The sequence below is a fragment of the Amycolatopsis sp. WGS_07 genome, assembly GCF_045278895.1.
GTDB lineage: Bacteria > Actinomycetota > Actinomycetes > Mycobacteriales > Pseudonocardiaceae > Amycolatopsis.
Map to the genome: position 1 here is coordinate 1,277,420 of NZ_CP136053.1, position 25,779 is coordinate 1,303,198.

At 70.1% G+C, this 25,779-nt stretch carries 21 protein-coding genes and 1 pseudogene; 16 read left to right on the forward strand and 6 right to left on the reverse strand.

Annotated features, from left to right (window positions below; all coding sequences use genetic code 11):
* Nucleotides 1–57 precede the first annotated feature (57 nt).
* A complete protein-coding gene (ychF, locus tag RPX00_RS05860) occupies nt 58–1,140 on the reverse strand; it encodes a redox-regulated ATPase YchF (protein WP_406638183.1) in 1,083 nt (360 codons plus the stop codon).
* A gap of 102 nt (nt 1,141–1,242) precedes the next feature.
* On the opposite strand from ychF, the gene RPX00_RS05865 reads away from it, so the two are divergent.
* Nucleotides 1,243–2,652: a DNA-3-methyladenine glycosylase 2 family protein gene (locus tag RPX00_RS05865; RefSeq protein ID WP_406638185.1), complete on the forward strand. Its 1,410-nt coding sequence runs from the start codon at nt 1,243–1,245 to the stop codon at nt 2,650–2,652.
* A 13-nt stretch (nt 2,653–2,665) separates the two neighbouring features.
* A complete protein-coding gene (locus RPX00_RS05870; protein ID WP_406638187.1) occupies nt 2,666–3,169 on the forward strand; it encodes a methylated-DNA--[protein]-cysteine S-methyltransferase in 504 nt (167 codons plus the stop codon).
* Between the two features lie 722 nt (nt 3,170–3,891).
* Here RPX00_RS05870 and RPX00_RS05875 read toward each other — a convergent pair.
* Nucleotides 3,892–6,855 (reverse strand): AAA family ATPase, encoded by a 2,964-nt coding sequence (locus tag RPX00_RS05875; RefSeq protein WP_406638189.1) that lies wholly within the window; start codon nt 6,853–6,855, stop codon nt 3,892–3,894.
* A complete protein-coding gene (locus tag RPX00_RS05880; RefSeq protein ID WP_406638191.1) occupies nt 6,852–8,006 on the reverse strand; it encodes an exonuclease SbcCD subunit D in 1,155 nt (384 codons plus the stop codon). Before RPX00_RS05880 ends, RPX00_RS05875 begins: the two co-directional genes overlap by 4 nt.
* Nucleotides 8,007–8,234: 228 nt before the next feature.
* Between RPX00_RS05880 and rmuC the strand changes: the two genes are divergently transcribed.
* Nucleotides 8,235–9,149, forward strand: coding sequence for a DNA recombination protein RmuC (gene rmuC / locus RPX00_RS05885; protein WP_406638193.1), 915 nt, complete (start codon nt 8,235–8,237; stop codon nt 9,147–9,149).
* 971 nt (nt 9,150–10,120) lie between these two features.
* Nucleotides 10,121–11,020 carry a DUF6542 domain-containing protein gene (locus tag RPX00_RS05890; protein ID WP_406638195.1) on the forward strand — a complete coding sequence of 300 codons (900 nt, stop codon included), beginning with the start codon at nt 10,121–10,123 and terminating at the stop codon, nt 11,018–11,020.
* 102 nt (nt 11,021–11,122) lie between these two features.
* On the opposite strand, the gene RPX00_RS05895 is transcribed toward RPX00_RS05890, so the two are convergent.
* The gene (locus RPX00_RS05895) at nt 11,123–12,142 is read right to left on the reverse strand and encodes a 4-hydroxy-3-methylbut-2-enyl diphosphate reductase (RefSeq protein ID WP_406638197.1); all 1,020 of its coding nucleotides are present in this window, start codon (nt 12,140–12,142) and stop codon (nt 11,123–11,125) included.
* 98 nt (nt 12,143–12,240) lie between these two features.
* Between RPX00_RS05895 and RPX00_RS05900 the strand changes: the two genes are divergently transcribed.
* The 7 genes from RPX00_RS05900 (at nt 12,241) to RPX00_RS05930 (ending at nt 17,143) form a co-directional block, all read left to right on the forward strand.
* Nucleotides 12,241–12,924: a lipid droplet-associated protein gene (locus RPX00_RS05900; protein WP_406642792.1), complete on the forward strand. Its 684-nt coding sequence runs from the start codon at nt 12,241–12,243 to the stop codon at nt 12,922–12,924.
* Nucleotides 12,921–14,186: an exodeoxyribonuclease VII large subunit gene (gene xseA, locus RPX00_RS05905; protein ID WP_406638199.1), complete on the forward strand. Its 1,266-nt coding sequence runs from the start codon at nt 12,921–12,923 to the stop codon at nt 14,184–14,186. Before RPX00_RS05900 ends, xseA begins: the two co-directional genes overlap by 4 nt.
* The gene (locus RPX00_RS05910) at nt 14,183–14,575 is read left to right on the forward strand and encodes a hypothetical protein (RefSeq protein WP_406638201.1); all 393 of its coding nucleotides are present in this window, start codon (nt 14,183–14,185) and stop codon (nt 14,573–14,575) included. Before xseA ends, RPX00_RS05910 begins: the two co-directional genes overlap by 4 nt.
* 116 nt (nt 14,576–14,691) lie before the next feature.
* Nucleotides 14,692–14,925: a hypothetical protein gene (locus RPX00_RS05915; RefSeq protein WP_406638203.1), complete on the forward strand. Its 234-nt coding sequence runs from the start codon at nt 14,692–14,694 to the stop codon at nt 14,923–14,925.
* A gap of 74 nt (nt 14,926–14,999) precedes the next feature.
* The gene (locus RPX00_RS05920) at nt 15,000–15,224 is read left to right on the forward strand and encodes an exodeoxyribonuclease VII small subunit (RefSeq protein ID WP_009083113.1); all 225 of its coding nucleotides are present in this window, start codon (nt 15,000–15,002) and stop codon (nt 15,222–15,224) included.
* Nucleotides 15,225–15,313: 89 nt separating this feature from the next.
* On the forward strand, nt 15,314–16,372 hold the full coding sequence (gene glpX / locus RPX00_RS05925) for a class II fructose-bisphosphatase (protein ID WP_378400880.1): 1,059 nt from the start codon (nt 15,314–15,316) through the stop codon (nt 16,370–16,372).
* Between the two features lie 18 nt (nt 16,373–16,390).
* The gene (locus RPX00_RS05930) at nt 16,391–17,143 is read left to right on the forward strand and encodes a S1 family peptidase (protein WP_406638205.1); all 753 of its coding nucleotides are present in this window, start codon (nt 16,391–16,393) and stop codon (nt 17,141–17,143) included.
* A 160-nt stretch (nt 17,144–17,303) separates the two neighbouring features.
* On the opposite strand, the gene RPX00_RS05935 is transcribed toward RPX00_RS05930, so the two are convergent.
* Nucleotides 17,304–18,275 (reverse strand): NAD(P)/FAD-dependent oxidoreductase, encoded by a 972-nt coding sequence (locus RPX00_RS05935; protein WP_406638207.1) that lies wholly within the window; start codon nt 18,273–18,275, stop codon nt 17,304–17,306.
* 112 nt (nt 18,276–18,387) lie between these two features.
* Between RPX00_RS05935 and RPX00_RS05940 the strand changes: the two genes are divergently transcribed.
* Nucleotides 18,388–19,785: a class II fumarate hydratase gene (locus tag RPX00_RS05940; RefSeq protein ID WP_406638209.1), complete on the forward strand. Its 1,398-nt coding sequence runs from the start codon at nt 18,388–18,390 to the stop codon at nt 19,783–19,785.
* A 3-nt stretch (nt 19,786–19,788) separates the two neighbouring features.
* Here RPX00_RS05940 and RPX00_RS05945 read toward each other — a convergent pair whose 3' ends face one another.
* Nucleotides 19,789–20,688 carry a DMT family transporter gene (locus RPX00_RS05945; RefSeq protein ID WP_406638211.1) on the reverse strand — a complete coding sequence of 300 codons (900 nt, stop codon included), beginning with the start codon at nt 20,686–20,688 and terminating at the stop codon, nt 19,789–19,791.
* Nucleotides 20,689–20,775: 87 nt separating this feature from the next.
* Here RPX00_RS05945 and RPX00_RS05950 point away from each other — a divergent pair, with 87 nt between their 5' ends.
* The 4 genes and pseudogenes from RPX00_RS05950 (at nt 20,776) to RPX00_RS05965 (ending at nt 25,695) form a co-directional block, all read left to right on the forward strand.
* Nucleotides 20,776–21,807, forward strand: coding sequence for a PLP-dependent aminotransferase family protein (locus tag RPX00_RS05950; RefSeq protein ID WP_406638213.1), 1,032 nt, complete (start codon nt 20,776–20,778; stop codon nt 21,805–21,807).
* A gap of 173 nt (nt 21,808–21,980) precedes the next feature.
* Entirely contained in the window at nt 21,981–22,136 is a 156-nt protein-coding gene (locus tag RPX00_RS05955; protein ID WP_406638215.1) for a hypothetical protein, read from the forward strand.
* A gap of 107 nt (nt 22,137–22,243) precedes the next feature.
* Nucleotides 22,244–23,911 (forward strand): PstS family phosphate ABC transporter substrate-binding protein, encoded by a 1,668-nt coding sequence (locus RPX00_RS05960; protein ID WP_406638217.1) that lies wholly within the window; start codon nt 22,244–22,246, stop codon nt 23,909–23,911.
* Between the two features lie 69 nt (nt 23,912–23,980).
* A pseudogene (locus tag RPX00_RS05965) lies at nt 23,981–25,695 on the forward strand (ATP-dependent DNA ligase).
* The last annotated feature ends 84 nt before the right edge of the window (nt 25,696–25,779 follow it).

Genomic DNA, 25,779 nt, shown 5'->3' on the forward strand with positions numbered 1-25,779 from the left:
CGGAGACGGGTTCGAGGCCGGAGATTTCTCCACCAGGGCTTTGCAGGGCGGCGTGCCTCAGACGTTGAAGCGGAACTCCACCACGTCCCCGTCCGCCATCACGTAGTCCTTGCCTTCCATCCGGACCTTGCCCGCCGACCGCGCGGCCGCCATGGACCCGGCCTCGATGAGGTCCGCGAACGACACGACCTCCGCCTTGATGAAGCCGCGCTCGAAGTCCGTGTGGATGACGCCCGCGGCCTGCGGGGCGGTCGCGCCCTGCGGGATCGTCCAGGCGCGCGATTCCTTCGGGCCCGCCGTGAGGTACGTCTGCAGGCCGAGCGTGTGGAAACCCGCGCGGGCCAGTGCGTGCAGGCCCGGTTCCAGCTGGCCGACGGACTCCAGCAGTTCGCGCACGGACTCCTCGTCGTCCAGCTCCAGCAGCTCGGCTTCGACCTTCGCGTCGAGGAACACCGCGTCCGCGGGGGCGACGAGCTTCGCCAGCTCCTCGCGGCGCGCGTCGTCGGTGAGCACGGCCTCGTCGGCGTTGAAGACGTACAGGAACGGCTTCGTGGTGAGCAGGCTCAGCTCGCGCAGCGCCTCGCCGTCGATGTCCTTCTGCGCTTGGAACAGCGTGCGCCCGGAGTCGAGGATCTCCTTGGCCTTCTGGGCGTTTTCGAGCGCCGGCCGCGCTTCCTTCTTGGTGCGGGCCTCTTTCTCCAGCCGCGGCAGCGCCTTTTCGAGCGTCTGCAGGTCGGCGAGGATCAGCTCGGTGTTGATCGTCTCGATGTCGGACATCGGGTCGATCCGGCCGTCGACGTGCACCACGTCCGGGTCGTCGAACACGCGGATGACCTGGCAGATCGCGTTGGCCTCGCGGATGTTGGCGAGGAACTTGTTGCCGAGCCCCGCGCCCTCGGACGCGCCCTTCACGATGCCCGCGATGTCCACAAAGGACACCACGGCGGGCACGGTCTTCTCCGACGAGAAGACCTCGGCCAGCTGGTCCAGCCGCGGGTCCGGCAGCGGCACCACGCCGACGTTGGGCTCGATCGTGGCGAACGGGTAGTTCGCGGCGAGCACGTCGTTGCGGGTCAGCGCGTTGAACAGGGTGGACTTGCCGACGTTGGGCAGGCCGACGATACCGAGGGTCAGGCTCACGGCGGTTGAGTCTACGTGCCGCGCGGACGCCCCCGCCGACCCGGTAACGTCGTGTCGGTTTTCCGCCAGTCGAGCCTCTCACCTGCTGGCATCATCGACGGCATGGCTACCTCGACCATCCCGATCTGGCGCGACACCGAGCGCTGCTACCGCGCGGTGACCGCCCGCGACCAGCGGTTCGATGGCCAGTTCATCATGGCTGTGCGCACCACCGGCATCTACTGCCGCCCGTCCTGCCCGGCGCTCACGCCGAAGGCGCAGAACGTCCGCTTCTACCCCACCTCGGCCGCCGCGCAGGCCGGTGGCTTCCGTGCGTGCCGCCGCTGCCTGCCGGACGCGGTCCCGGGTTCGCCGGATTGGAACGTACGCGCTGACCTGGCCGCCCGCGCGATGCGGTTGATCTCGGACGGCCTGGTCGAGCGCGAGGGCGTGCCCGGTCTGGCGCGTCAGCTCGGCTATTCGGAACGCCAGCTCGGCCGCGTACTGGCCGCTGAGCTGGGAGCCGGCCCGATCCGCCTCGCCCGAGCACACCGCGCCCACTCGGCGCGGCTGTTGATCGAGATGTCGCAGCTGCCGCTCACGGACGTCGCGTTCGCAGCCGGGTTCTCCAGCATCCGGCAGTTCAACGAAACGATCCGCGAAGTGTTCGCGACGACGCCGTCTCAGCTGCGCGCAGCCAGCCTGCGCCGCGGAAACCGCAACGAACCAAGCGGCGCGACGCGGCTCAGCCTTCGTCTGCCATTCCGCGCACCGTTCGACGCGGAGGGCGTGCTGAACTACCACGCGTCGCGCGCTCTGCCCGGCATCGAAGCCGTCTCGGAGGACGGCTATGGCCGCACCTTGCGTCTGCCGCACGGCCCGGCCTCGATGTGGGTCAGCCCGCGCGCCGGCTACGTGCAGTGCGACCTGGCGCTTTCGGACCTGCGCGATCTGAGCAGCGCCGTCAGCCGGGTACGACGGCTGTTGGACCTGGACGCCGACCCGGAAGCCGTCTCGCGCGTCCTCTCCGCCGACGAGGTGCTGGCCCCGCTGGTCGCCGCCGTACCGGGCATCCGCGTGCCGGGCGCCGTCGACGGTCCAGAAGTCCTGCTCCGCGCTCTACTGGGCTCGGCCGTGGCCGACGTCGTCCGGCTCGGCGAGCCAGTCCCGCGCGCCGACCCGCCCATGGACACCCTGACGACCCTCTTCCCCACTCCAGCGGCCATCGCCGAGGCTGACGTGAAGCCGCTGGTCAAGAAGGTCGCCGCAGCGATCGTCGCCGGTGACCTGGACCTCCACGTGGGCCGGGACGCCGACGAGCTGCGCACCGAAATGCTCGCGGCCGGTGTCGATCCGGGCACCGCCGACTACGTCGTAATGCGCCTGCTCGGCGCTCCCGACGTCCTGTTGAGCGCCGACCCAGCCGTCCGCCGCAGCGCGGCCGAGCTAGGCATCGACCTGGCGACGTCGGCGCGCGACTGGCAGCCGTGGAGTTCGTACGCCAGCAGGTATCTCAGTTCCCGAACCGCTTGAGGAGACTTTCCCCGTGCACACCGCGTTTTGGTCCACTTTGGACACTAAAATCGGCCCGTTCACCGCAGTGGTGGCAGGCGACGGCGCAGTACTGGCCTCCGGCTGGACCGGCGACGTCGCCGAACTGACGCCGCTCATCTCGCCGTCCCTGGCCCCGACGGTACTGACTGAACGCCGAGACCTGGGCCCCGTGACGGCCGCGATCCGCCGCTACCACGGCGGCGACCTCGACGCCGTCGCCGACATCGAGGTCCGGCAGCGGTCGGGCCCGTTCCGCGAGCACGCCTGGGAGATGCTGCGCAAGGTCCCGGCAGGCAGCCCGGTGAGCTACGCGGAGTACGCCACGCTCTCCGGCAACCCCTCCGCAGTCCGCGCGGCAGCGACGGCTTGCGCCCGCAACGCGGCGGCGTTGTTCGTGCCTTGCCACCGGGTGGTGCGTACCGGCGGCGCGATCGGCAACTTCCGCTGGGGGACGGACGCTAAGCGGTGGCTCCTGCACCACGAAGAGTCCGCTTGACGGCTCGGGCTGGTGGGGTGGCCGCGTTCGGTTGGCTGGCTGGCTCGGATCGGCCCGCCCCGGGTCGGTCTGGTCGGCTCGTCCCGGGGCGGGTCGGCTCGGATCTGGTCAGGTCGGGTCAGGTCAGGTCGGCCCGGGTCAGGTCGGCCCGGGTCAGGCCGACTCGGCTCGGGGCGGCCGTCCCGGGCCGGGTCGGTCTGGTCAGCTCGCCCCCGAGTCGGGTCGGGTCGGGTGTGCTGGTTGGGTCGGCCTGGTCAAGTCGCCCGGGCACGGTCGCGGCCGGGCGCGGTCAGCCGGACTGGACTGGGTCGGATTGGGCCCGGCCGGATAGGCCGTACCGGGTTGGCCAGCCCAGTCAGGCCGGCTCGACCGCACTGAGGCGGCCGACCGAGTCATGCCAGGACAGGTCGGCCGGCCCGGTTGGGCGGACCTGGCCGCCGCTGGGCTGGACCGCGCTGGTTCGGGTCGGTTGAGCAGGGCTGCCTGCACTAAGGCCGCCCGACTCCGCCACCGACGCACGACCCGCACCTCGGCAGCCAACCCCGCCACACTCGGGCCCGCCCGCCACACCCGCCTCAACCAACCGCGAGCACAACGCACCCAGACCCGTGCCGACCCGCACGGCCCACCTTCCGCGACCAGCCACCCTCACCACCGCAGTCACGCCACCCCAAGGTGTCCGACCGCTCAGCGCGAAGATCCCGGCCCGGGATCGAGTCTCATCAAGCCATCTGCAGCTCCACTTTCGACCCGGTGCGAGACTTCCGCACCCGCAACCGCGTGGGGATGCGCTGGCGGAGTTCCTCGACGTGCGACACCAGGCCCACCACGCGCCCGCCGGCGCGGAGTTCGTCGAGGATGTTCATCACCACGTCCAGGGTTTCGGCGTCCAAGGTGCCGAAACCCTCGTCCACGAACAGGGTGTCGAGCAGCGCACCGCCGGTTTCGCCCGCCACCACGTCGGCAAGGCCTAGCGCCAGCGACAACGACGCGAGGAACGATTCGCCGCCAGACAGGGTCTTCGCCGGGCGGACCGTGCCGGAGTAATCGTCCAGTACGTCGAGGCCCAAGCCGCCCCTTGTGCCGCGGGCGCCTGCCGCGTCTGAGTGCACGAAGGAGTAACGGCCCTGGCTCATGGTTCGCAAACGCGCGGTCGCCGCGAGCGCGACCTCTTCCAAGCGAGCAGCCAGGACATACGAGCGCAACGACATCTTCCGCGCGTTCTGCCCGCGCCCGTTGACGACGTCCGACAACGCCCGAAGCTCGGCCTGCTCCTCCTCCAACGGCTGTAGCTCCGAGAGCGCCTTGCTCAGCCGTCCAGCCAGCTTCACTAGTTCACGGTGTTGCGCGGAAACCGCTTGCTGCGCGGCAAAAGCGGCGTCTGCCCGAGCACGGGTCTCCTTCGCGCGTTCTGCCAGCGGCGCGACCTCCACCGTATCGTCCGGTCCGATCCCGAACAGCTCCGGTTGCGCGAGCATCTCCCGCGCACCGGCGGTCATCGCTTCGGCCTCGGCAAGGCCCTGTTCGAGCTTCGTGATCTGCTCGTCGCTGCGGACGGCCGCGCGCATTTCCTCAAGGGTGGAGAACCCCTTGGCGTGCAACGAGATTTCGACCAGATCCCGTTGCTCCGCGAGCCGCTTCTCCGCTCCGGACACCGCGGTGTGCGCCTCGGCTGCCAAATCGAGCGCGCCGGCGAACGTGAGCAGGTGCTGCCGCCGGGACGGCACGTCCGGGAATTCTCCCCGGCCCGCGATCAGCCGCTGTTCGCGTTCGGCCATCCGACCGTCCAGCGCGCGTACTTCACTGGTCGCCTCGGTGACCGTCAGCTCGGCGAGGCGACGTTGTTCGGCCAGCTGCTCGGCACCGCGCTCCAGCTCGGCGACTTTTCCGTGCAGCTGGTCTTTGCGCTGTGCCTGCCGGGAGAGTTCCGCGACGACCGTCCGCGCCTCGGTCAGCGCGGTCGCGATTTCCTCCGCAGTGCGTCCATCCAACCGTTCGCAGAGCGAGACGACTCGGGCCTTCGCCTCCTCCAACGCGGACACCACTCGCTGACGCAGCGCCGACGCCTTCTGCTCGGCTTCTTCGGCAGCGCGTTCTTCAGCGGCGTCGACCAACGGCGCATCATGGTTCGCCGGTGCCGGATGCTCCGCTGACCCGCACACCGGACACGCCGCACCATCGGCCAAGCCAGCGGCCAACTCGGCTGCCATACCGTCCAGACGCCGCTCGCGGAGATCGAGCCGTCGCTGCCGGGCCGCCTGGTGCTCGTCGACCACTTCGCGCAGTTTCGCTTCGCCACGCGCGACCCTGGCTTCAGCTGGCGGCAATTCCTCGGCCGCACGAGTGAGCGCCGTCAGCTCCTCGACCCGAGATTTGGCCCCATCCAGCTTCGCGGCCGCTTCTCCCGCCACCGTCGCTTCGGTACGCGCGGCAGCGATCAGGCCGGGCAGCTCGGCCAGCCGCTCCGAGAGGCCGGCCACCTGCTTTGTGGCCTCCTCCGCGACTTTCTGCCGCTCCGCGCGGCGCTGCGCATCGCTCTTCTGCTGAGCGGCTTCCGCGGCCAACTCGGCTAGCGCGCCCGCTTCCTCGCGAACGGAACCAGCGCCTTCACGAAGGTCGGTGACAGCGAGCCCGACCGCATCGAAACCGAGGTCGGCGAGATCCCGGATCCGGTCCGCCACCAGCACCTGCGCATCGCCAAGCTCGGCCGTGCGCCGGTCCATCAGCTCAGCCTCGGGAACCACCGCGGCGGCGCGCCGGGCCGCCGCGATTTCTTCCGTCCACTCAGCACGTTCGGCCGCCTGCTCGGCGATCTGCGCCAGCCGGGTGTGCGCGGTGCGGACCCGGCGGACCTTGTCCGCGTCCTCTTCCGCCTCGCGCAGCGCGACCTCCGCGGACTTCGCCGCAGAACGTGCTTGCGCTGCCTCGGTTTCCGCCGCCTCGGCCGCGGCGGCGACGTTGGTCAACACAGCGTCGACCCACTCCGGCTGTCCGTCCTCCGGAGGTTCCTCCTGTGCTTCCTGCGCGTAGCGGGCGAGCAGTTCACGGACCTCCTGCTGCCGCTTTTCCAGCGCACGGCCGCGTTCCGCGCGAAGGTCGGCGAACCAGCGTTCGACGTCGGAGAACCGCTCGGTGCCGAACAGCCGCTCCAGCAGCTTTTCCCGCTCTGTGGTGTCGCTGCGGAGAAACTTCGCGAATTCTCCCTGCGGCAGCAGCACCACCTGGAAGAACTGCTCATTCGTCATGCCCAGCAGCCGCTCGACGGTGCGGGCCACCTCGTCGATGCGGATGCTCCCGTCCGGTGGCAGCCCGGCGGGCGGTTCGCCGACCCAGGTCAGCGAAACCCGAGCCTGCTGCGTGGTGAATCCGTCGCCGCGTTTCTTCGGCCGCTGGTACTCCGGGCTGCGCACGATCCGCAGCCGCTGACCCTGCACGGTCAGCTCCAGCACGACCTCGGTCGGCCGATCGGGTTCGGCGAGATCGCACCGCAACCGCTTGACGTCGCCGCGCGCGCCCGGCACCACGCCGAACAACGCGAACGCGATCGCGTCGAGCAGCGTGGTCTTGCCCGCGCCGGTGTCGCCATGGAGAAGGAACAGACCGTCGGCGCCGAGGGCGTCGAAGTCCACCACCTCCCGGCCCGCGTACGGGCCGAAGGCTTCCACCTCCAGCAGATGCAGTCTCACAGCTTCTCCACCGCCGCCCGGTTCGCCGCTTCGAGCGCCAGGTGCACGAGCCGCTCCTCGCGCTCGGTCGGCGGCGCACCGCGGCAGTCGTCGAGGAAACTGCGTGCGATCTCGATGTCGCTGCGTCCGCGGACCGCCTCCGCGTACTTCAGCTCGGTGCCGGCGACCCCGCCGTCGGGCCGCCAATCCATGTGCACCGCATAGGGAAAACGTTCCTGCAGCGACCGCATCGCATCGATCGGACGGACTCGGTCCGTGACAGTGATCGACAGGAAATGTTCGCGCCACTGCTCATGATCCGGGTCAGAGAGCAGGGCGGCGAGTTCTCCGGAGAGGGTCGCGAGCGGACGCGGCACCGGCAGTTCGTGCCGCCGGACCTCGGCGAGACCGGTGGCGTCGAGATCCACGAACCACACCGATTTCCGTTGCCGCGCTTCGGAAAACGAGTACGCCAGCGGGCTTCCGGAATACCGTAGGTGCTCCGCGAGCGTCTGCGGGCCGTGCAAATGTCCGAGCGCGACATAGTCCACTCCGTCGAACACCGAGCCGGGGACCTGTTCCACTCCGCCGACCGCGATGGTGCGTTCCGATTCGCTGGCCTCGCCGCCGGTGACGAAAGCGTGTGCCAGCACTACTGAACGCGTGCCTGGACGACCGGCCAGATCGTCGCGTACCCGTCGCATCGCCTCGCCGAGCACGCCGGTGTGGCCGCGCGCCTCCGGCACGCCCAATGCGTGCCGCGACGGCTCGGGTTCGAGATACGGGATGCCGTAGAACGCGACCGCGCCGTGTTCGTCGTTCAGCACAACGGGTTCCGCGATGCCTTCGACGGTCGCGCGGACGTGCAGCCCGCCCGCCGCCGCGAATTCGGCGAACGCGCCGAGGCGCGCAGCCGAATCGTGGTTGCCCGGCGTGATCACGAGTTCCGCGCCGGCCCGGCGGATGCGGGTCATCGCGGCCGTCGCGACGCGGACAGCCTCGGCGGAGGGCACCGCTCGGTCGTAGATGTCACCGGCCACCACCACGACGTCGACCGACTCGCGGTCGACGAGTTCGGCGATGTGCGTGAGAGCGGCCTCCTGTTCGGTAAGCAGATCGGCGCCGTGGAACGTGCGGCCGATGTGCCAATCAGAGGTATGGAGGATTCTCACGGCGACCACGTTAGGAGCAGACACCGACGAAATCCCGGAGGCACGCCGTTGCCCCACTCGAACGTGTGTACGAAGCCGATCAGGGCCACTTCGGACACGCCCAGCTCGAATCTGGAAAGTCGCAGGTCAGCTACGCAGCGCGACCGCGAGTGCCGGTTTTTGTCGGTGCCGTCCGCCATGATGTCTCGCGTCCGGACACCCGACGGACCCGACCGAGAGGAGGACCGGGTGGAGACGGTGATCACCACCGCGGCCGTCGTGCTCGCGCTGCTCCTGTGCGTCGCGGTCGTCGTGCTGTGGCGGCTGTACAACGACGGAATGCGTCGGGCCGACGCGGCCGCGCGGCTCGTGGCGGCGGAGCGCGCGAAGGGCGACCAGCAGCAACTCGCGCTACGCCGGTACGAGGTGGCATTTGCGTCGATCCACGGCCGCGGCGAACTCGGCGAACAGGTGCTCGTGGAGACCGCGCGCGCACTCGGACTGCGGGAGGGACTGCACTTCACCCTGCAGACCGATTTGGGCGGCGGCGGAAGCGCGAAACCCGACCTGGTGCTGAATGTCGGCGGCGGCCGGGCGGTTCCGGTCGACGCGAAGGCGAGCATGGCCATCTGGGCGGAGGCGGTCGAGACCGACGACCCGGAAGAACGGCTCGACGCGCTGCGCGTCCACGTCCGGCAGTTGCGCTCCCGCGCGGCGGAGCTGGCGGGCAAGGGCTATCAGCGCTGGGCGGACGCGATCTACGGCACCGTCATGTTCGTCCCGTCCGACGCGGCCGTCGTCGCCGCCCTCGACACCGATCCCGAACTGCTGCGCTGGCTCATCGACCGCCGCGTATTCCTGTGCGGCCCCACGGGATTCGGGGTGCTCGCGTCGGCGGCGCTGTTCGCCGCCAGCGACCGGGCGCTCGTCGAGGACGTCGAGCAAGTGCGCGCGGGCGCCGCCGCCGCACATCGGGCCGCGGGCAATGCGGTCGAAGCGCTGAATCTGTCCACCACACACCTTCAGCGTTTCGTCTCTGCCCGGAGGCGCGAACTCGAAGCGCTGGAGTCGTTCCGTGCGACGGTCGCGCCGCTCACCGACGCGTCCGGCAGTCCGGCGCCGGTGCCGCAACTGCGGAAGGGAGACGAGGTGGCAGCTGGTTGAGGTGGCGGCGGGCTCGACAAGTCGTGATCGGACGGTCGAGGGCACGCACTCGCGGGACAGGTCTGGCGGCCTGGCTTGACGCCGGAGGCTCGACGTCGGGATGACTGCCTGCGGTCGGCGGGAGGCGGGTTGGCGCTTTAGCCCGGCAGTTCCTTCGGGTGGAGCGACGGCCTGCGGAACGGCGGCTGCGCGGCTTGGCGAACGTGGGCGCGCTCCGTGCACAAGGGTGCGGCGGCGAGCGGAACCGCAGCGGCGGTGTTCGAGCGACTCCTTAGCGGGGCGGCGGTGTTCGAGCGGCTCCTTAGCGGGGCGGCGGTGTTCGAATGGCCCCTTGGCGGGGCGGCGGCGTTCAAATCGCCCGTGGCGGGAGCGGCCGTGTTCAAACCGCCCGCAGGCGAGCACGACGTCGTTCGAACCGGCTCTTAGCCGGAGCGGCCCCGGCGAGCGCTGGCCATCCGGCGAAGGCGGACGGACCCGGCCGTGCGGTCCGGGCTGACGGGCCGAGCTGACGGTCCGGATCGGCAGTCCAGATTGGCCGTCCGGATTGCCCGGAACGACCGGTGAAGTCCAGGTTGGACACCGCTGCCGAGGCGAGTGAAAGGGCAGGGTTCCGACGTCGCGCGGGCAGGATCGGGGCGCTCAGGCGATTTACGGGGACGTCAATTCCCGGTCAAGTTCCAGGACGGCGAATGTTCCGGAACAGGACCGGTGACGCCGCCGTGGCCGGGGCCGGCTCGTGGCATAGCCTGGGGTCAGTGCGGTGCCGGGAATCGGGCGGCCGGACCATACCGTCGGTATCACCGCTGGTCAGAGGTCTGGTCCACTGGTTCCCCGTCTGGCGGAGCGGGCCTGGCGGGCCGCACCGTGAGTACCGCTCGGCCGAGCGAAAGATCATGCGGTCGAGTGGCTGCTTCGTGCTGTCCTCGGCAGTGCCAACAAGATCGTGACAAGTACGGGCTACGGTGTGCCTCGTGACCGCGATACGCGATCGCCAGAGCGATCCTGATGCCGATGACGCCCCCGTGCCGTGGGACGAGCGTCTCGTCGTCGGCACGAGGCGCGGCCTGCCCTGGTGGGCGGCTGTCCTCGTGGGCTTCGGCTTGGCAGTGCTCGGCGCCATCATCGACGAGAAGTCCACCGGCAGCCTCGGTTTTGTTTTCAAGGCGGGCTACTTCCTCGGGGCCGTGATCGCGGTCGGCGCGGTGCAAAGACGCGGGCTGTTCGGCCCGATGGTGCAGCCGCCGCTGGTGCTCGCCGTCACCGTGCCGGGCGTGGTGCTGCTGACCGGCGGGGGTCCCGAGGCCAGCGACACCGTGTCGAAGCTGCTCAACATCGGTACGCCGCTGATCAAGGGCTTCCCGACGATGGCGGTCACCACCGGTGTCACGCTGCTGTTCGGTTTCTTCCGGATCTACCGCGAACGCGACCCGGACGCGCCGGTCAAGATCAAGGACGGCAAACTGCCGCGCGACCGGGACGGCGACGACGACAAAGCCGCGAACCGTCCGCGCTCGCGGCCGCCGGCTGGCCGCACCGGGCAGACGCCGCCTCCGGGCAACCGTCGCCGTCCGCCGCGGGACCGGGACCTCGACGCACCGCCTCCAGCGCGACGTCCGCGTCCGCCGGGCGACCCGGGTGCGCGTCCTCGTCGTGAGCCGATGGACCCGAACGCGCCGCGCGGTGGCCGGAAGCCGCCGCCGGAGGGGCGTCGGCCGAGGCCGCCGGAAGCTGATCCGCGTCGTCGCGATCCGCGGGGTGACGCACCGCCGCCGCGTCGTCGGCCGCGTGGGGACGAGCCGCCGCCAGGGCGTCCGCGTCCGCCTCGCCGGGAACCGCCGCGTCGGCAACGTCCTTGGGACGACGAGGGCTGAACAAACCAGCGATAAGCACAAACGAAAAGGCCGCCGATCCCGGCACCGGGATCGGCGGCCTTTTCGTTGTGTCAGAGGGAATTTCGCCCGCCCCGAGCAACCTCAGGACTCGGCGGACTCCGGCTTAACGGCCTTCCGCAATTCCTTCGGCAACGCGAACGCGATCTTCTCGTTCGCCGTGGTCACCTCGTCGACCTGTCCGTAGCCGCGCTCGGCCAGCCACTTCAGCAGGTCCATCACCAGCACGTCCGGCACCGAGGCCCCCGACGTGACTCCGACCGTCGACACGCCCTCCAGCCACGACTCGTCGACCTCCGACGCGAAGTCGATCAGGTGCGAGGCCGAGGCACCGGCCTTCAACGCGACCTCGACCAGCCGCTTCGAGTTCGACGAGTTCTTCGAGCCGACGACCAGCACCAGGTCGCACTCCGGGGCCATCGCCTTGACCGCGACCTGGCGGTTGGTGGTGGCGTAACAGATGTCGTCGCTGGGCGGGTCGGCCAAAGTCGGGAAGCGGTCGCGCAGCTGGTCGACGCGTTCCATCGTCTCGTCCACCGACAGGGTGGTCTGCGACAGCCAGATCACCTTCGACGGATCGCGCACGTCGACCTTGTCGACGTCCTCGGGCTTGTCGACCAGCTGCACCTTGTCCGGGGCCTCGCCGGCCGTGCCCTCGACCTCCTCGTGGCCCTCGTGACCGATCAGGAGGATGTCGTAGTCGTCCTTGGCGAACCGGTTGACCTCTTTGTGCACCTTGGTGACCAGCGGGCAGGTCGCGTCGATGGTGCGCAGGTTCCGGTCCGCGGCCTCGGCGTGCACCGCGGGCGAGACGCCGTGCGCGGAGAACACGACGAGCGCGCCCTCGGGCACCTCGGACGTCTCGTCGACGAAAATCACGCCTCGTTCGCGCAGGGTCTCGACGACGTGCCGGTTGTGCACGATTTCCTTGCGCACGTACACCGGCGGCCCGTACAGCTCGAGCGCCTTCTCGACGGCGACGACCGCGCGGTCAACGCCGGCGCAGTAACCGCGCGGCTTCGCGAGCAGCACGCGTTTGGCGGCGCCGGACCGGGTGATCGTCGGGGTACCGGCGGGTTCGGTTCCGGGACTCGCAGAAGTCATGCCTCCAGGGTACGGGCAGTGCCGATCCGGGGTTGAAGTCCTCGTTCGGATGATGGCGGCGGCCATTCAGGCTGTGCCGGGCGTCACGTCCGGCGCCCCTGGCCACCCGTTCGGTTGGGCAGGACGGCCCTGATACGGCACGCTGGACCCATGAAGCCACTCCCGCTCCCCTCCGGGTCGCCGCGGGCCTCGCCGTCACCACCGCCGAGCGGGTTCGTGAACTCCCGAAGCAGCTCACCGGCCTGCCGGTCACCGTCGTGAGCCAGGTGCTGCAGCTGTCCATGCGCGTCCAGCAGCAGGTCACCGAGCTGGCCATCAAGGGCGACGACGCGCTGTCGATGCTGCGCCCGGTCGAGGACACGCCCAGCTGGGCCACCTTCGACGAGGACGCCGAGCCCGAGTTCACGCCGTCCCGGCCGACTCTCGTGCCGGTCGGCGACCTGCCCGAGCCGCGCACCAACGGCCACCGCGCGCAGCTGCCGGACCTTTCCGAGGAAACCCTCGACGACCCGTGGATCGAAGAGACCCGCGCGCTCGCCGAGGAGCACCCCGAGGGCGAGAACGACAGCTCCGGCCCCGCTGGCCTGGGAAATTACGACGAGCTGACCCTGCCGCAGCTGCGTGCCCGGCTGCGCCGGTTGACCGTGCCGCAGCTGGAAGAACTGCTGGAGTACGAGAAGGCCAACGCCGACCGCGCGTCGTTCGTCGGCATGCTCGCCCGGCGGATCGGCAACGCGCGCAAGGCCGAGGAACAGCCGGGCGACCCCGCGGAAGGCCAGTGAGCAACGACCCCGCCACCAGCGCGGAGAACCCCTGGCCGGTCCGCACCGTCGCGCGCAAGATCGGCGACTGGGTCCACCGGCTCGGCGACGTCTGGGTCGAAGGCCAGGTCACGCAGATGAACGCGCGGCCCGGCACGCAGACCGCGTTCCTGACCCTGCGCGACCCGTCCGCGGACGTCTCGATGTCCGTCACCTGTCCGATGTGGCTGGTGCGCGAACTCCCGACACCGCTGCGCGAAGGCGACCGCGTGGTCATCCACGCCAAGCCGTCGTTCTTTTTCGGCCGCGGCACGTTGAGCCTGCGCGCGGACCAGATCCGCGCGGTCGGCATCGGCGAACTGCTCGCGCGGATCGAACGGCTGCGCAAGCTGCTGGCCGCCGAAGGCTTGTTCGCACGCGAACGGAAGCGCCCGATTCCCTTTCTGCCCAAGGGAATCGGGCTGATCACCGGACGCGCGTCGGCAGCTGAGCGAGACGTGCTGGCGAACGCACAGGCCCGCTGGCCGCACGTGTTGTTCAAGGTGCTGAACACCGCCGTGCAGGGTTCGCAGGCGGTGCCGCAGATCCTCCGCGCACTGTCCATCTTGGACAAAGATCCGGACGTCGACGTGATCGTCATCGCCAGGGGCGGCGGCAGCGTCGAGGACCTGCTGCCGTTCTCCGACGAAGCGCTGTGCCGGGCGGTCGCGGCCGCGGGCACGCCGATCGTCAGCGCCATCGGGCACGAGCCGGACACCCCGCTGCTCGACCACGTCGCCGACCTGCGCTGCTCCACCCCGACCGACGCGAGCAAGCGCATCGTGCCGGACGTCCGCGAGGAAACCGCGCGGGTGCGGCAGATGCGCGACCGCGGCCGTCGCGCGCTGCACGGCTGGGTCGACCGGGAGACGCGGCTGCTGACCCAGCTGCGCAGCCGTCCGTCGCTGGCCGATCCGCTGGGCCCGATCGAACGCCGCCTCAGCGACGTCGAGATGCATCGCGAACGCGGCCGTCGCGCGATGCTCGGTTTGCTCGCCAAGGACCAGGCCGAGGTCGCGAACGCACGGGGCAAGCTCGCCGCGCTCGGCCCGGCGGCCACGATGGCGCGCGGCTACGCCGTCGTCCAGTTCACTGATTCCGAGGGCAACCTCCACGTGCTCCGCTCCGTCTCCCAGATCGAGGACGGAGCGCAGCTGCGCGTGCGGGTCGCCGACGGGGCGGTCCACGCGGTGGCCGAATCCGTCGAGCCGACGACACCCGCACCCGAAGGAGACCGGCCGTGACGCACCGGGCCCCGGCGTTCCTCCCGCTCACGGTGGACGCCGCCGCCCGGCTCAACGCCGTCCCGCTGCTGCGGCAGGCCCTGGTCACCGACCACGCGGCGGGCGAATGTTGGACCGCCCTGCTCGCCGGCTGCGGCACCGCGGCCCGGCGCGGGCTGGCTCCGCAGCTCAGGCGGCTGTCCGAGGCGACGTCCGAGCACGTCGGCGTCCGGTGGTGGTTCGCCGAGGGAACCGGGCACCGGCGGCGAGTGGCCAGCGCACAGGAGAACCTCGAGGACGCCATCGCGGACGGTGACGGGCAGGAGTTCGCGCTGGCATTCGTCGGGTACGACCACGCGATGGCGAGTGCGGTGGTCGCTTGCCCGCAACGGGCTCATCAGCCTCGTTGACGGCAGCGGGGACGGACCGATGGCAGCCAGCCCGGGCGTCTACCCCGCAACCCATTCCAGACCCGCCGACGCCGACGGGTACGACGGATACCGCGACATCAGCGAATGGCGCACAAGTGACCCTCGTAGACGAAACCGGCCGGGTCGTCGTGACCACCGCCTTGCACCGCAGCGGCGGCGCGACCGACATCGTCGACGGCGTCTGGGTACGAACCTTCACCTTCGAGTTCACCGACGTGCCCAGCGCCGACCGGTACGGCGTGCACTTCGGCAACAACAACCGCGGCACGATATGGAAGAACGCGGACGAGGCCAAGCGCGATGGCTGGCAGCTGAGTCTAGGAGACTGACTGAGCCTCCCCGGAACGTCCGCCGGACGCGGTAGTCTGCGCGAACAGCCCCGTGCACCACAAGGTCGGAGAACGTGAGCGAAGCAGACACCGCCGGACTCGGTTACGAGCAGGCCCGCGATCAGCTCGTCGACGTCGTGAAGGAGCTGGAAGCCGGCGGGCTTTCCCTGGAGCAGTCGCTCGAACTCTGGGAAAAGGGCGAGCGGCTCGCCAAGGTGTGCGAACGGCATCTGGAAGGCGCGCGCGAGCGGATCGAGGCCGCGCTGGCCTCGGTGGAGACCGACGACGACACAGAGTGACGTGCACCATGCGTGGCTGAATCGGTTATGTCCGCCGGTGATCTGACAGACTAGGCACCCGCTGACGAACCGTGTTCCGGGAGGCCACCATGACCACCGCCAGTGACCGCAGCCGACGCGAAGCGCCTGATCGCAACCTCGCCATGGAACTGGTGCGGGTGACCGAGGCAGCCGCGATGGCGGCCGGCCGCTGGGTCGGCCGAGGCGACAAGATCGGCGGCGACGGGGCTGCCGTCGACGCGATGCGCCAGCTCGTCTCCACCGTCTCGATGCGCGGCGTCGTCGTCATCGGCGAGGGCGAGAAGGACGAAGCGCCGATGCTGTTCAACGGCGAAGAGGTCGGCAACGGCGACGGCCCAGACTGCGACGTCGCGGTCGACCCGGTCGACGGCACCACGCTGATGGCGAAGGGCATGCCGAACGCGCTGGCCGTGCTCGCCGTCGCCGAGCGGGGAGCGATGTTCGACCCATCCGCGGTGTTCTACATGGAGAAGCTGGCCGTCGGCCCGGACGCGGCGGGCAAGGTGGACATCTCCGCCCCGGTCGCGGAGAACATCCGGCGCGTGGCGAAGGCGAAGAACTCCAGCGTCAGCGACGTGACCGTTTGCATCCTCGACCGGCCGCGGCACGACCAGCTGGTCAAGGAGGTCCGCGAGGCGGGAGCCCGGATCCGGTTCATCTCGGACGGCGACGTCGCGGGCGCGATCGCCGCGGCCCGGCCGACCACCGGTGTGGACATGCTGCTCGGCATCGGCGGCACGCCCGAGGGCATCATCGCCGCGTGCGCGATGAAGTGCCTCGGCGGCGAACTGCAGGGCCGGCTGTGGCCGAAGGACGACGCGGAACGCGAGAAGGCGCTCGCCGCCGGCCACGACCTTGACCGGATCCTGCTCAACGACGACCTGGTCACCGGCGACAACGTGTTCTTCTGCGCGACCGGCGTCACCGACGGCGACCTGCTGCGCGGCGTCCACTATCGGGCGGGCGGCGCGACGACGCAGTCGATCGTCATGCGGTCCAAGTCCGGGACGGTCAGAATGATCGACGGCTACCACCGGCTCGAGAAGCTGCGGGCGTACTCGTCCGTCAACTTCGACGGCAACCTCGACCTCGACGAGGACGAGCGCGCGGTGCCTCCGCTTCCCTGACCTGCCAAGGAGTTCCCGGTGTCGAAACGGCTGTTCGCGCTGGTGCTGACTGCACTCACCGGAGTCGTGCTCAGCGCGGGCAGCGCGTTGGCCGGGCCGTTGATCGTCGGCGGAACCGACGCGGACCAGCCGTACCCGTTCGCGGTGTCCCTGCACACCTCGGGCGGCGCGCTGTTCTGCGGCGGCTCCCTGATCACGCCGACCTGGGTGGTCACCGCGGCGCACTGCCTGTCCGCGAAGGACCCGGCGACGCTCGGCTTGCGCGTCGGCAGCAACGACGCGGACGAGGGCGGGGAAACGCCGAAAGCCGCGGAATTCGTACTGCATCCGCATTTCAACGCCGAAACGCAGACCGGCGACATCGGCCTGATCCGGCTGACCGCACCGGTGAAGACGCCGCCGATCGCGATCGGCGGTTCGGCCGCGCCGGGCACCGAGGTCCGGGTGATCGGCTGGGGCCAGACGTGCGCGACCCCGAACTGCGGCCCGGTCTCGAAGTCGTTGCGCCAGCTCGACACCAAGCTGGTGCCGGGCGCGAAATGCACGTCGACGTTCGACGGAACGTCCGAACTGTGCACGGAAAGCCCCGGCGGATCCGGTTCGTGCTACGGCGATTCCGGCGGCCCGGAACTGCTCCGCGACGGCGACCGGTGGACGCTGGCCGGGATGGTCAGCCGCCCGGGAAACCGGTCGTCGACCTGCGGATCGGCCCCGTCGATCGCGACCTCGGCGGTGGCGTATCAGCCGTGGATCGCGGAGAAAACCGGCTGATTCACTCCACGTTGCGGGTCGGCTAGAGGCACGTCGACCTCAGACGGTACGGCCGCCGCTCCTTTCTCAGGTATCGCACGAAGCCGCTCGAGAGCGACGTCTCGCCTTTGTTTCACAGCAACGTCATCGGCACGCCAGCTACCTCAGCCCCTCCGCGACCTCACTCCACGTTGCTCGAATGCCCAGGGAACAAATGCGCCTCGGGATTCAACGCCACCGCGATGTTGTTCACCGCCGTCGCCGCCTCGCCGAATCCCGTCGCGATCAGCTTCACCTTCCCCGGATACGCCGCCACATCCCCCGCCGCGTAAACGCGTGGCCGCGCCGTCGCCATAGTCGAGTCCACCGAAATCGCGCGGTGATCGATTTCCAGACCCCAGCTTTCGATCGGCCCCAAATCCGCGGTGAACCCCAACGCGGCGACAACAGCGTCCGCACGCAGTTGCTCATCGCCGCCGCCCTTCACCGTCACGTCGACCGCCGTCAGCGAACCGTCCGGGGCTTCGACGAAGCGGGACACTTCAGCGTCCGTGACCAGCCGCACGCCCAGCTCGCGCACCTGCCGCACGATCGATTCCGCCGCCCGGAACTTCGCGCGGCGGTGCACCAGCGTCACGCTCTCCGCGACCGGATGCAGCGCCAGGCACCAGTCGAATGCCGAGTCCCCGCCGCCGACCACGACGACGTGCTGGCCCGCGTGAGCCGCGAGCGACGGCACGAAATGGACCATCCCCCGGCCGAGCCAGCCGTCGCCGGCGGGCAGGGGGCGCGGCGTGAACTCGCCGATGCCCGCGGTGATCAGGACCGCGCCCGCGCGCAGCACGTCGCCGCCGTCGAGGGTCAGCTCCAGGCCCTCGCCGACGCTCTCCAGCTTCTCCGCTTTACGGCCGAGCAGGTAGTCCGGCTTCCACGGCGCGGCCTGGTCCACCAGGCCCTGCACGAGATCCCGGCCGCGGATCGCGGGGAACCCGCCGACGTCGTAGATCATCTTCTCCGGGTACATCGCGGTGACCTGGCCGCCCGGTTCGGGCAGCGAATCGACGACGGCCATCGACAGGCCGCGGAATCCCGCGTAGTAGGCGGCGAAGAGGCCGGTGGGACCGGCTCCGATGACGACGAGGTCGTAATCCATGAGGCTCGCTCCATGCCAGTGGTGGGTGGCGGTGATCGAGAACACAACCGAGCTTACCGAGGTGGGCGACAACACCCGGCCGATCGTCCGGATCGGGGCCAGAATCGAGAGTATGGCTGAACAGGAATACCGGATCGAACACGACACGATGGGTGAGGTCCGCGTCCCGGTCGACGCGCTTTACCGCGCGCAGACGCAGCGTGCCGTGGAGAACTTCCCCATCTCCGGCCGCGGTCTCGAGCGCGCCCAGATCCGCGCGCTGGGCCTGTTGAAGGCCGCCGCCGCCCGCGTGAACGCGCGTCTTGGCGTCCTGGACGCCGACGTCGCCGACGCGATCGCGAAGGCCGCCGACGAGGTCGCCGAGGGCAAACACGACGCGCACTTCCCGATCGACGTCTTCCAGACCGGCTCGGGCACGTCGTCCAACATGAACGCGAACGAGGTCATCGCGACGCTGGCCACCCGTGCGCTCGGCCGCGATGTGCACCCGAACGACCACGTCAACGCGTCGCAGTCGTCGAACGACACCTTCCCGACCACGATCCACGTCGCCGCCACCGAGGCCGTCCTCACCGACGTCATCCCGGCGTTGGAGCACCTCGCCGGCGCGATCGAGACGCGCGCCGAGGAGTGGCAGGACGTCGTCAAGTCCGGCCGCACGCACCTGATGGACGCCGTGCCGATCACGCTCGGCCAGGAGGCCGGAGCGTGGGCCGCGCAGATCCGGTTCGGCATCGAGCGGCTGCAGTCCGGCCTGCCGAGGCTGGGTGAGCTGCCAATCGGCGGCACCGCGGTCGGCTCCGGTTTGAACGCGCCCGATGGCTTCGGCGCGGCGGTCTCGGCCGAACTCGCGCAGATCACCGGGTTGCCGCTCACCGAGGCACGCAACCACTTCGAGGCGCAGGCGACGCAGGACAGCGTGGTCGAGACCTCCGGCCATCTGCGCACGATCGCGGTGTCGCTGAACAAGATCGCGAACGACCTGCGCTGGCTGGGTTCCGGCCCGCGCACCGGGCTGGCCGAGCTGGCATTGCCGGACCTGCAGCCGGGTTCGTCGATCATGCCGGGCAAGGTCAACCCGGTCATCCCGGAGGCGACGCTGCAGGTCGTCGCGCAGGTCGTCGGCAACGACGCGGCGGTCGCGTTCGCCGGCGCGGCGGGCAACTTCCAGCTCAACGTGAACCTGCCGGTCATCGCCCGCAACGTGCTCGAATCGGCGCGGCTGCTCGCGGCCGTCTCGCGGCTGCTGGCGGACAAGGTGTTCGCCGGGGTCACCGCGAACGTCGAGCGCGCCCGGCAGTACGCCGAGGGGTCGCCCTCGATCGTCACGCCGCTCAACAAGTACATCGGCTACGAGGAAGCGGCCGCGGTGGCGAAGCAGGCGCTCAAGGAACTCAAGACGATCCGCGAGGTCGTGCTGGAGCGCGGGCACGTCCGCGACGGCAAGCTCACCGAAGCGCAGCTGGACGAGGCGCTCGACGTGCTCCGGATGGCCCGCGGCGGCAAGTAGCGCTCAGCAGGTCGTAGCGGCTCGTTCGGGCAATTCCGGGCGAGCCGCTTCGCGTTTCCACAGTCCACATGCGACACCTGCGGCGACGAGCGTGACGCCTGCCAGGTCTGCCAGCTCGAACCGTTGCGCGCCGATCAACACCGACACGGCCAGTCCGGACACCGGCATCAGGCCGATCAACACGCCCGCCCGATCCGCGCCCAGCTCCACCACGCAGCTGTACCAGAGCACGAAAGCCACCGCGGTCACCACGACCGCCAGCAACAGCAACGCGACGAGTTCACGCGAGTTCGGCCACCGCCAAGCTCCGGCCGGATCGACCACCGTTCCGACCACAGCACCGCTTGCCGCAGCGGTGAAACAGCCCCACGTCGAGGTGGCCAACGGACCAAGCCGACGCAGCAATCCCACCGCGAGCAGGGTGAACGACGCTTCGCACAACATCGCCAGCGCGGCCAGCAGCAACCCTGGCGCGGAGGCGGATCCGCCGCCGGAGAGGACCACGATGCCGAGCCCGGCGAGCACCGAGCCGACGACCGGAGCGGCGGACGGACGGCGGCCGTCGAGCATCGGCGCGATCAGCGCGAGCACGAGCGGGCTGGCCCCGAGAAACGCCGCGACCGCACTGGGTTCCGCGTAGCGCTGCGCCAGCAGCAGACAGGCCTGGAACCCGATCATCCCGGTCGCGGCGAGGCCGAGCAGAGTCGGCAGGTCGCCGAGTTTCGGCCGAGGCAGCGGACTGCGCGTGACCTTCGCCCAGCCCAGCAGCAGAACGCCGCCCAGCGCGTACCGCAACGCCTGTCCGGTGATCACCGGATACCCGTCCAGCATGCCGGTGACCGGCACCGATCCGCCGACCAGCACCGCGCCGGCCACCCCTGAAAGCACCATCGACCGTCTCACGCCGCCCAGTCTTCAACCGCGAGTGGTCTATTCAGAAGGACCACTCGACCCTGGCCGAACTGGACCACTTTGCCGTACTGTCGCCTCGTGGAAACCATCCGGGAGCTGTTGCTGCCCGCCGCCACCGGAGGACGCCGGGGCCGCGCCGTCGAGGCCGCGTTGCGCGACGCGATCCGCACCGGACGGCTGGCTGTCGGCACCCGGCTGCCGTCGAGCCGGGATCTCGCGCGCCAGCTCGGGGTCGCGCGCGGCACTGTCACGGCGCTGTACGAGCAGCTCACCGCCGAGGGTTACCTGCTGAGCAAGCGCGGTTCGGGCACTCGCGTCGCGCCGATCGACGATCCCGCGCCGAATCCCCATACCAGCGTGGCGAAATCGCCGACCTGGGAGTTCGACCTGCGTCCTGGGCTTCCGGCGTTGTCGGCGTTCCCCCGCGCCGAATGGCTTGCCGCCGAACGGGAAGCCCTCAACGCGACGCCGGATCTCGGCCTCGGCTATCCCGATCCGACCGGACATCCCGCGTTGCGCGCGGAGCTGGCCGCCTACCTGGGGCGCGTGCGCGCGCTGCCAACGAATCCGGACGACATCGTGATCACCGGCGGAGCCGCGGAAGCGTTGTCGCTGCTGGCGGACGCGTTGCCGGACCAGCGCATCGCGGTCGAGGACCCGAGTCACCACGGCCAAGCAAGCCTCCTGCGCGACCACGGACTGGAGCCCACTGGGATTCCGGTGGACGACAAGGGAATCGACGTTTCCGCACTGTCCACTTCGGCCTGTTCCGTCGTACTGGTGACTGCCGCGCACCAGTTTCCGCTCGGGGTGGCGTTGCATCCCGAACGCCGTCGCCAACTGCTGGCCTGGGCGGCGGAAACCGGCGGGCTCATCCTGGAAGACGACTACGACGCCGAACACCGTTACGACCGCCCCGCGCTGGGCGCGATGCGCGCGCTCGCGCCGGATCACGTCGCGTACATCGGCAGCGTGAGCAAGGTACTCGCACCGGCGCTGCGGATCGGCTGGCTCATTCCACCGCGCCGGCTGCGCGACGCCGTGGCCCGGGTCAAGGAAATGCACGACCTCGGCTGCCCGCCGCTCCCCAAGCCGCGCTCGCGCACCTGATCGCCACGGGCGGTTACGACCGGCATCTGCGCCGCACCCGAAGGCTGTACCGAGCCCGCCGCGACGCGCTCATCGAGGCTCTCGGCCAGCGTCTTCCGCAGTGGCGGCCGGTCGGGATCGCCGCCGGGCTGCACCTGGTCGTCCGGCTCCCGGACGGCACCGATGACGTACGGGTGCAGGAAAAACTCGCCGCGGCCAGCGTGCACGCCCCGGCCTTGTCGACTTATTCCCATACCGCGACGGGATATCCGGGCCTCGTGCTCGGGTACGCCGCGCTCCCGCCGGACCGGCTCCGCGCCGCCGTGGAGCGGATCGCATCGGCTTGCTGAACCGCCGGTGAACACCTGGTGCACTGGGGAGGGGTCCCTCGGTTGACGCTTACTGTGGACATTCTCGGGAGCGGCTAGGGGAGGCGACCGTGAGCTTCGGAGATGTCATGAGAGCGCTCGCCGAAGTGCTCACGTCCGATCGCGGCATCGTGCCGATCGCGGTCGTCGCGGGCGCGACGATTCTCGCCCCGATCGTCGACCGCTACGTGATCCGGCGAAGGCGCGTCATTTACCGGGAGCTGTACAACTCCAAGATCGGCCTCAACCCGGTCACGCTCAGCGACCAGGAAAACGGCGCGGTGCAAGCGGATCCGGAACTCGTGCGCACCGTGCAGCTGCTGGAACCGCTCAGCGTGGTCGTGATCCGCATCCGCAACACCGGCAGCTTCGACATCGGCCCGGACGACTGGGAACACCCGCTGCAGTTCACCTTCGGCAGGCGGGTGGTCTGGGACGCGCGGGTGTCCGATGCCAAGGACGGTCTGCGTGAGGTGGTCCGAAACGGCCTCGAATTCTTTACTCATGATCAGCCTACGCCGGAATCCGGCACCGCGCGACTGTCCGGCGTCCGGGCCTTGTTGTCGCAGCGGTTATCCGGTTTCCTGCGCCAGCCCGACACTCCCGCCCCCGTCGCGCAGGCACCGCAGTGGCACGGCGTCCGGCTTGAACAGCTTTCGTTGAAGCGACGGGAAAAGTTCAAGCTCGTCGTCGTGCTGCGCGAGCCGGACGACTGGCGGGGCGGGCCCCTGTCGAAGGAACTGGACGTCACCGGACGGCTCAGCGGCGGCCGGATCAAGGACGAACGCAAACAGCGCTGGCTGTCGTGGCCGGTTGTTACGGTGGCGATCGGAGTGCTGCTGACCGGGGCGTTGCTGAGCATGCTGATCGTCGCCGCGTCGCGCGGTCCCGCGCCCGGCTGCGGCAGCGGAACCCTTGCGGTGCACGGATCCAGCGCGTTCGCGCGGATCATGAAGGGCATCGCGACGGAGTACGACGCGCAGTGCCCCGGCGCGACAATCACGACGCAGGCGGTCGGGAGCGTGTCCGCCGTGCGCGAGCTGGGACCGTTGCCAGCAGACCAAAAAGACAGCCTGGCAGTGTTGTCGGACGGCAAAGCTTCCGACGCCGGACCGGATCTGGTCACGCAACCGGTCGCGGTGCTCGTGTACAGCCTGGTGGTGAACAAATCCGTCGGCGTCGACCATCTGAGCAGTGAGCAGGTGCGCGGCATCTTCAGCGGGAAGTACACCAACTGGGCGCAGCTGCGCGAGGGTCCTGCGGTCCCGATCCGGGTGGTCGGGCGCGGGCAGGAATCGGGTACGCGCAAGACCTTCGAGGCAAAGGTGCTGGGCGCGGCCGAGTCAGGACTCTCGTCGGACGACTGCCGGACGCCGAACCGCGACCCGCGCGCCGCGGTGGTGCGCTGCGAACGCGGCACGACCGACGACCTGCTGCACGCCGTCGGCGACACCCCTGGCGCGATCGGCTACGCGGACGTGCCCGCGGCCAAGATCGCGGCGGCGAACGGCAAGGTCGCCATGGCGAAACTCGACGACCGCTTCCCGGACGTGACCAGCATCGACGCCGGCTATCGCTTTTGGACCGTGGAGTACCTCTACACCAAGGGCGTGCCGGAGAACGACTCGCTGCTGAAGCAGTTCATCGACTACTTGCGCAGCAGCACCGCACGGGCGGAATTGCAGGACGCAGGGTACACGCCGTGTGTGACGAAACAGGGGCTGCTGGACCAGTACTGCACTCGTCCGGATGCCTGACCAGCTCTTTTTCACCCGACCGAGGGCAGGGCGGGAGTTTTTGTCGGTGTCCGGGGCGATGATGGCCGGGTGTTGTTCACCGACCTCGTCACCGCCTCCGCCGAACTGGCGGCCACGCGGTCACGGAAAACGAAAATCGCCGTGCTGGCCAGCGTGCTGCGCGCGGCCGAGCCTGGCGAACTGCCCGCGGTGATCGCGTATCTCACCGGGCAGACCGCGCAGGACCGGCTCGGCGCGGGCTGGCGCACGCTCGCCGACCTCGCCGTCGAACCCGCGGTTTCGGCCGCCGTGTCCGTGGCCGAGGTCGACGCCGCGCTCACGGAAGTCGCGGCCGCGGGCGGCGCGGGCTCGGTGAAACGACGAGCGGAGGTGCTCACCGCGCTGTTCGCCCGGCTGACCAGGGCCGAGCAGGAGTTCGTATTCCGGCTCGTCACCGGGGAGCTGCGGCAGGGCGCGCTGGAGGGCGTGATGGTCGACGCCGTCGCGGCGGCGGCCGAGGTGGCGGTCGACCAGGTTCGGCGCGCGTTCATGCTGTCCGGGCGGCTGCCGGTCACCGGGCAGGCGGCGTTGACCGGGGCGCGGCGGCGCTCGCGGAATTCGGGCTGGAGCTGGGCCGTCCGGTGCGGCCGATGCTCGCGTCGCCGGCGGAATCGCTGGAGGAAGCCGCGGCGGAACACGAGAATGCGATCGTCGAGTACAAAATGGACGGTGCGCGGATCCAGGTGCACCGGCAAGGCTCGGAGGTGCACGTGTACACGCGCACGCTCCGGGAAATCACCGGCAGCGTAGGCGAATTGGTCGAACTGGTGCGGTCGCTGCCGTGCGAATCGGTGGTGCTCGACGGCGAAACCCTCGCGCTCACCGACGACGGGCGGCCGCGGCCGTTCCAGGAAACGATGAGCCGGTTCGGCAGCACGCGGGACGAACAGGTGCGGGCATTGCTGCTGCGGCCGTACTTCTTCGACTGTCTGCATCTGGACGGCGTCGATCTGCTCGACGTGCCGCTGTCCGAACGCAACGAAGCGCTCCGCCGGGTCGCGGGCGAGCACGTGATCCCTGGTTCGGTCCGGCCGGAGTCGCCTGCCGCGGTGCTCGACGCGGCGATGGCCGCCGGGCACGAGGGCGTGATGGTGAAGGACCTCGATTCGGTCTACGCGGCCGGGCGGCGCGGGCGCGCGTGGCTGAAGGTGAAACCGGTGCACACCATCGATCTGGTGGTGCTGGCGGCGGAATGGGGCCACGGGCGGCGCACCGGGAAGCTGTCGAATCTGCACCTCGGCGCCCGGGATCCGGATGGCGGGCCGCCGATCATGGTGGGCAAGACGTTCAAGGGCCTCACCGACGAGCTACTGGCCTGGCAGACCGAGCGGTTCCAGGAGATCGAGACGCACCGCGACCAGTGGACCGTCCACGTGCGACCGGAGACGGTGGTCGAGATCGAGCTGGACGGGGCGCAGGTCAGCACGCGCTATCCGGGCGGGCTGGCGCTCCGGTTCGCGCGCGTGGTGCGGTACCGGCCGGACAAGGACCCCGGCGAGGCGGACACCATCGACACCGTCCGGGGCTTGCTGCGCGGCGGCCGTCCGGTGGAGGAGCCCGGCGTGGCGAAGGAGTCTGGCGTGGCCAAGAAGCCCGGCGCGACCGACGAGCCCGGCGCGGCGGAGAAGCCCGACGCGACCAAGGAACCCGACGCGGCGGAGGAGTCTGGCGCGACCAAGAAGCCCGACGCGACCGACGAGCCCGGCGCGGCGGAGAAGCCCGGCGTGGCCGAGGAGTCCGGATGACGGCGGCCGCGACCGCCCGCCGGATGAGCGGGCACATTCCGGACATTGGGCAGTTTTCCCCGCTGTACTCGGGAAAACGCCCGA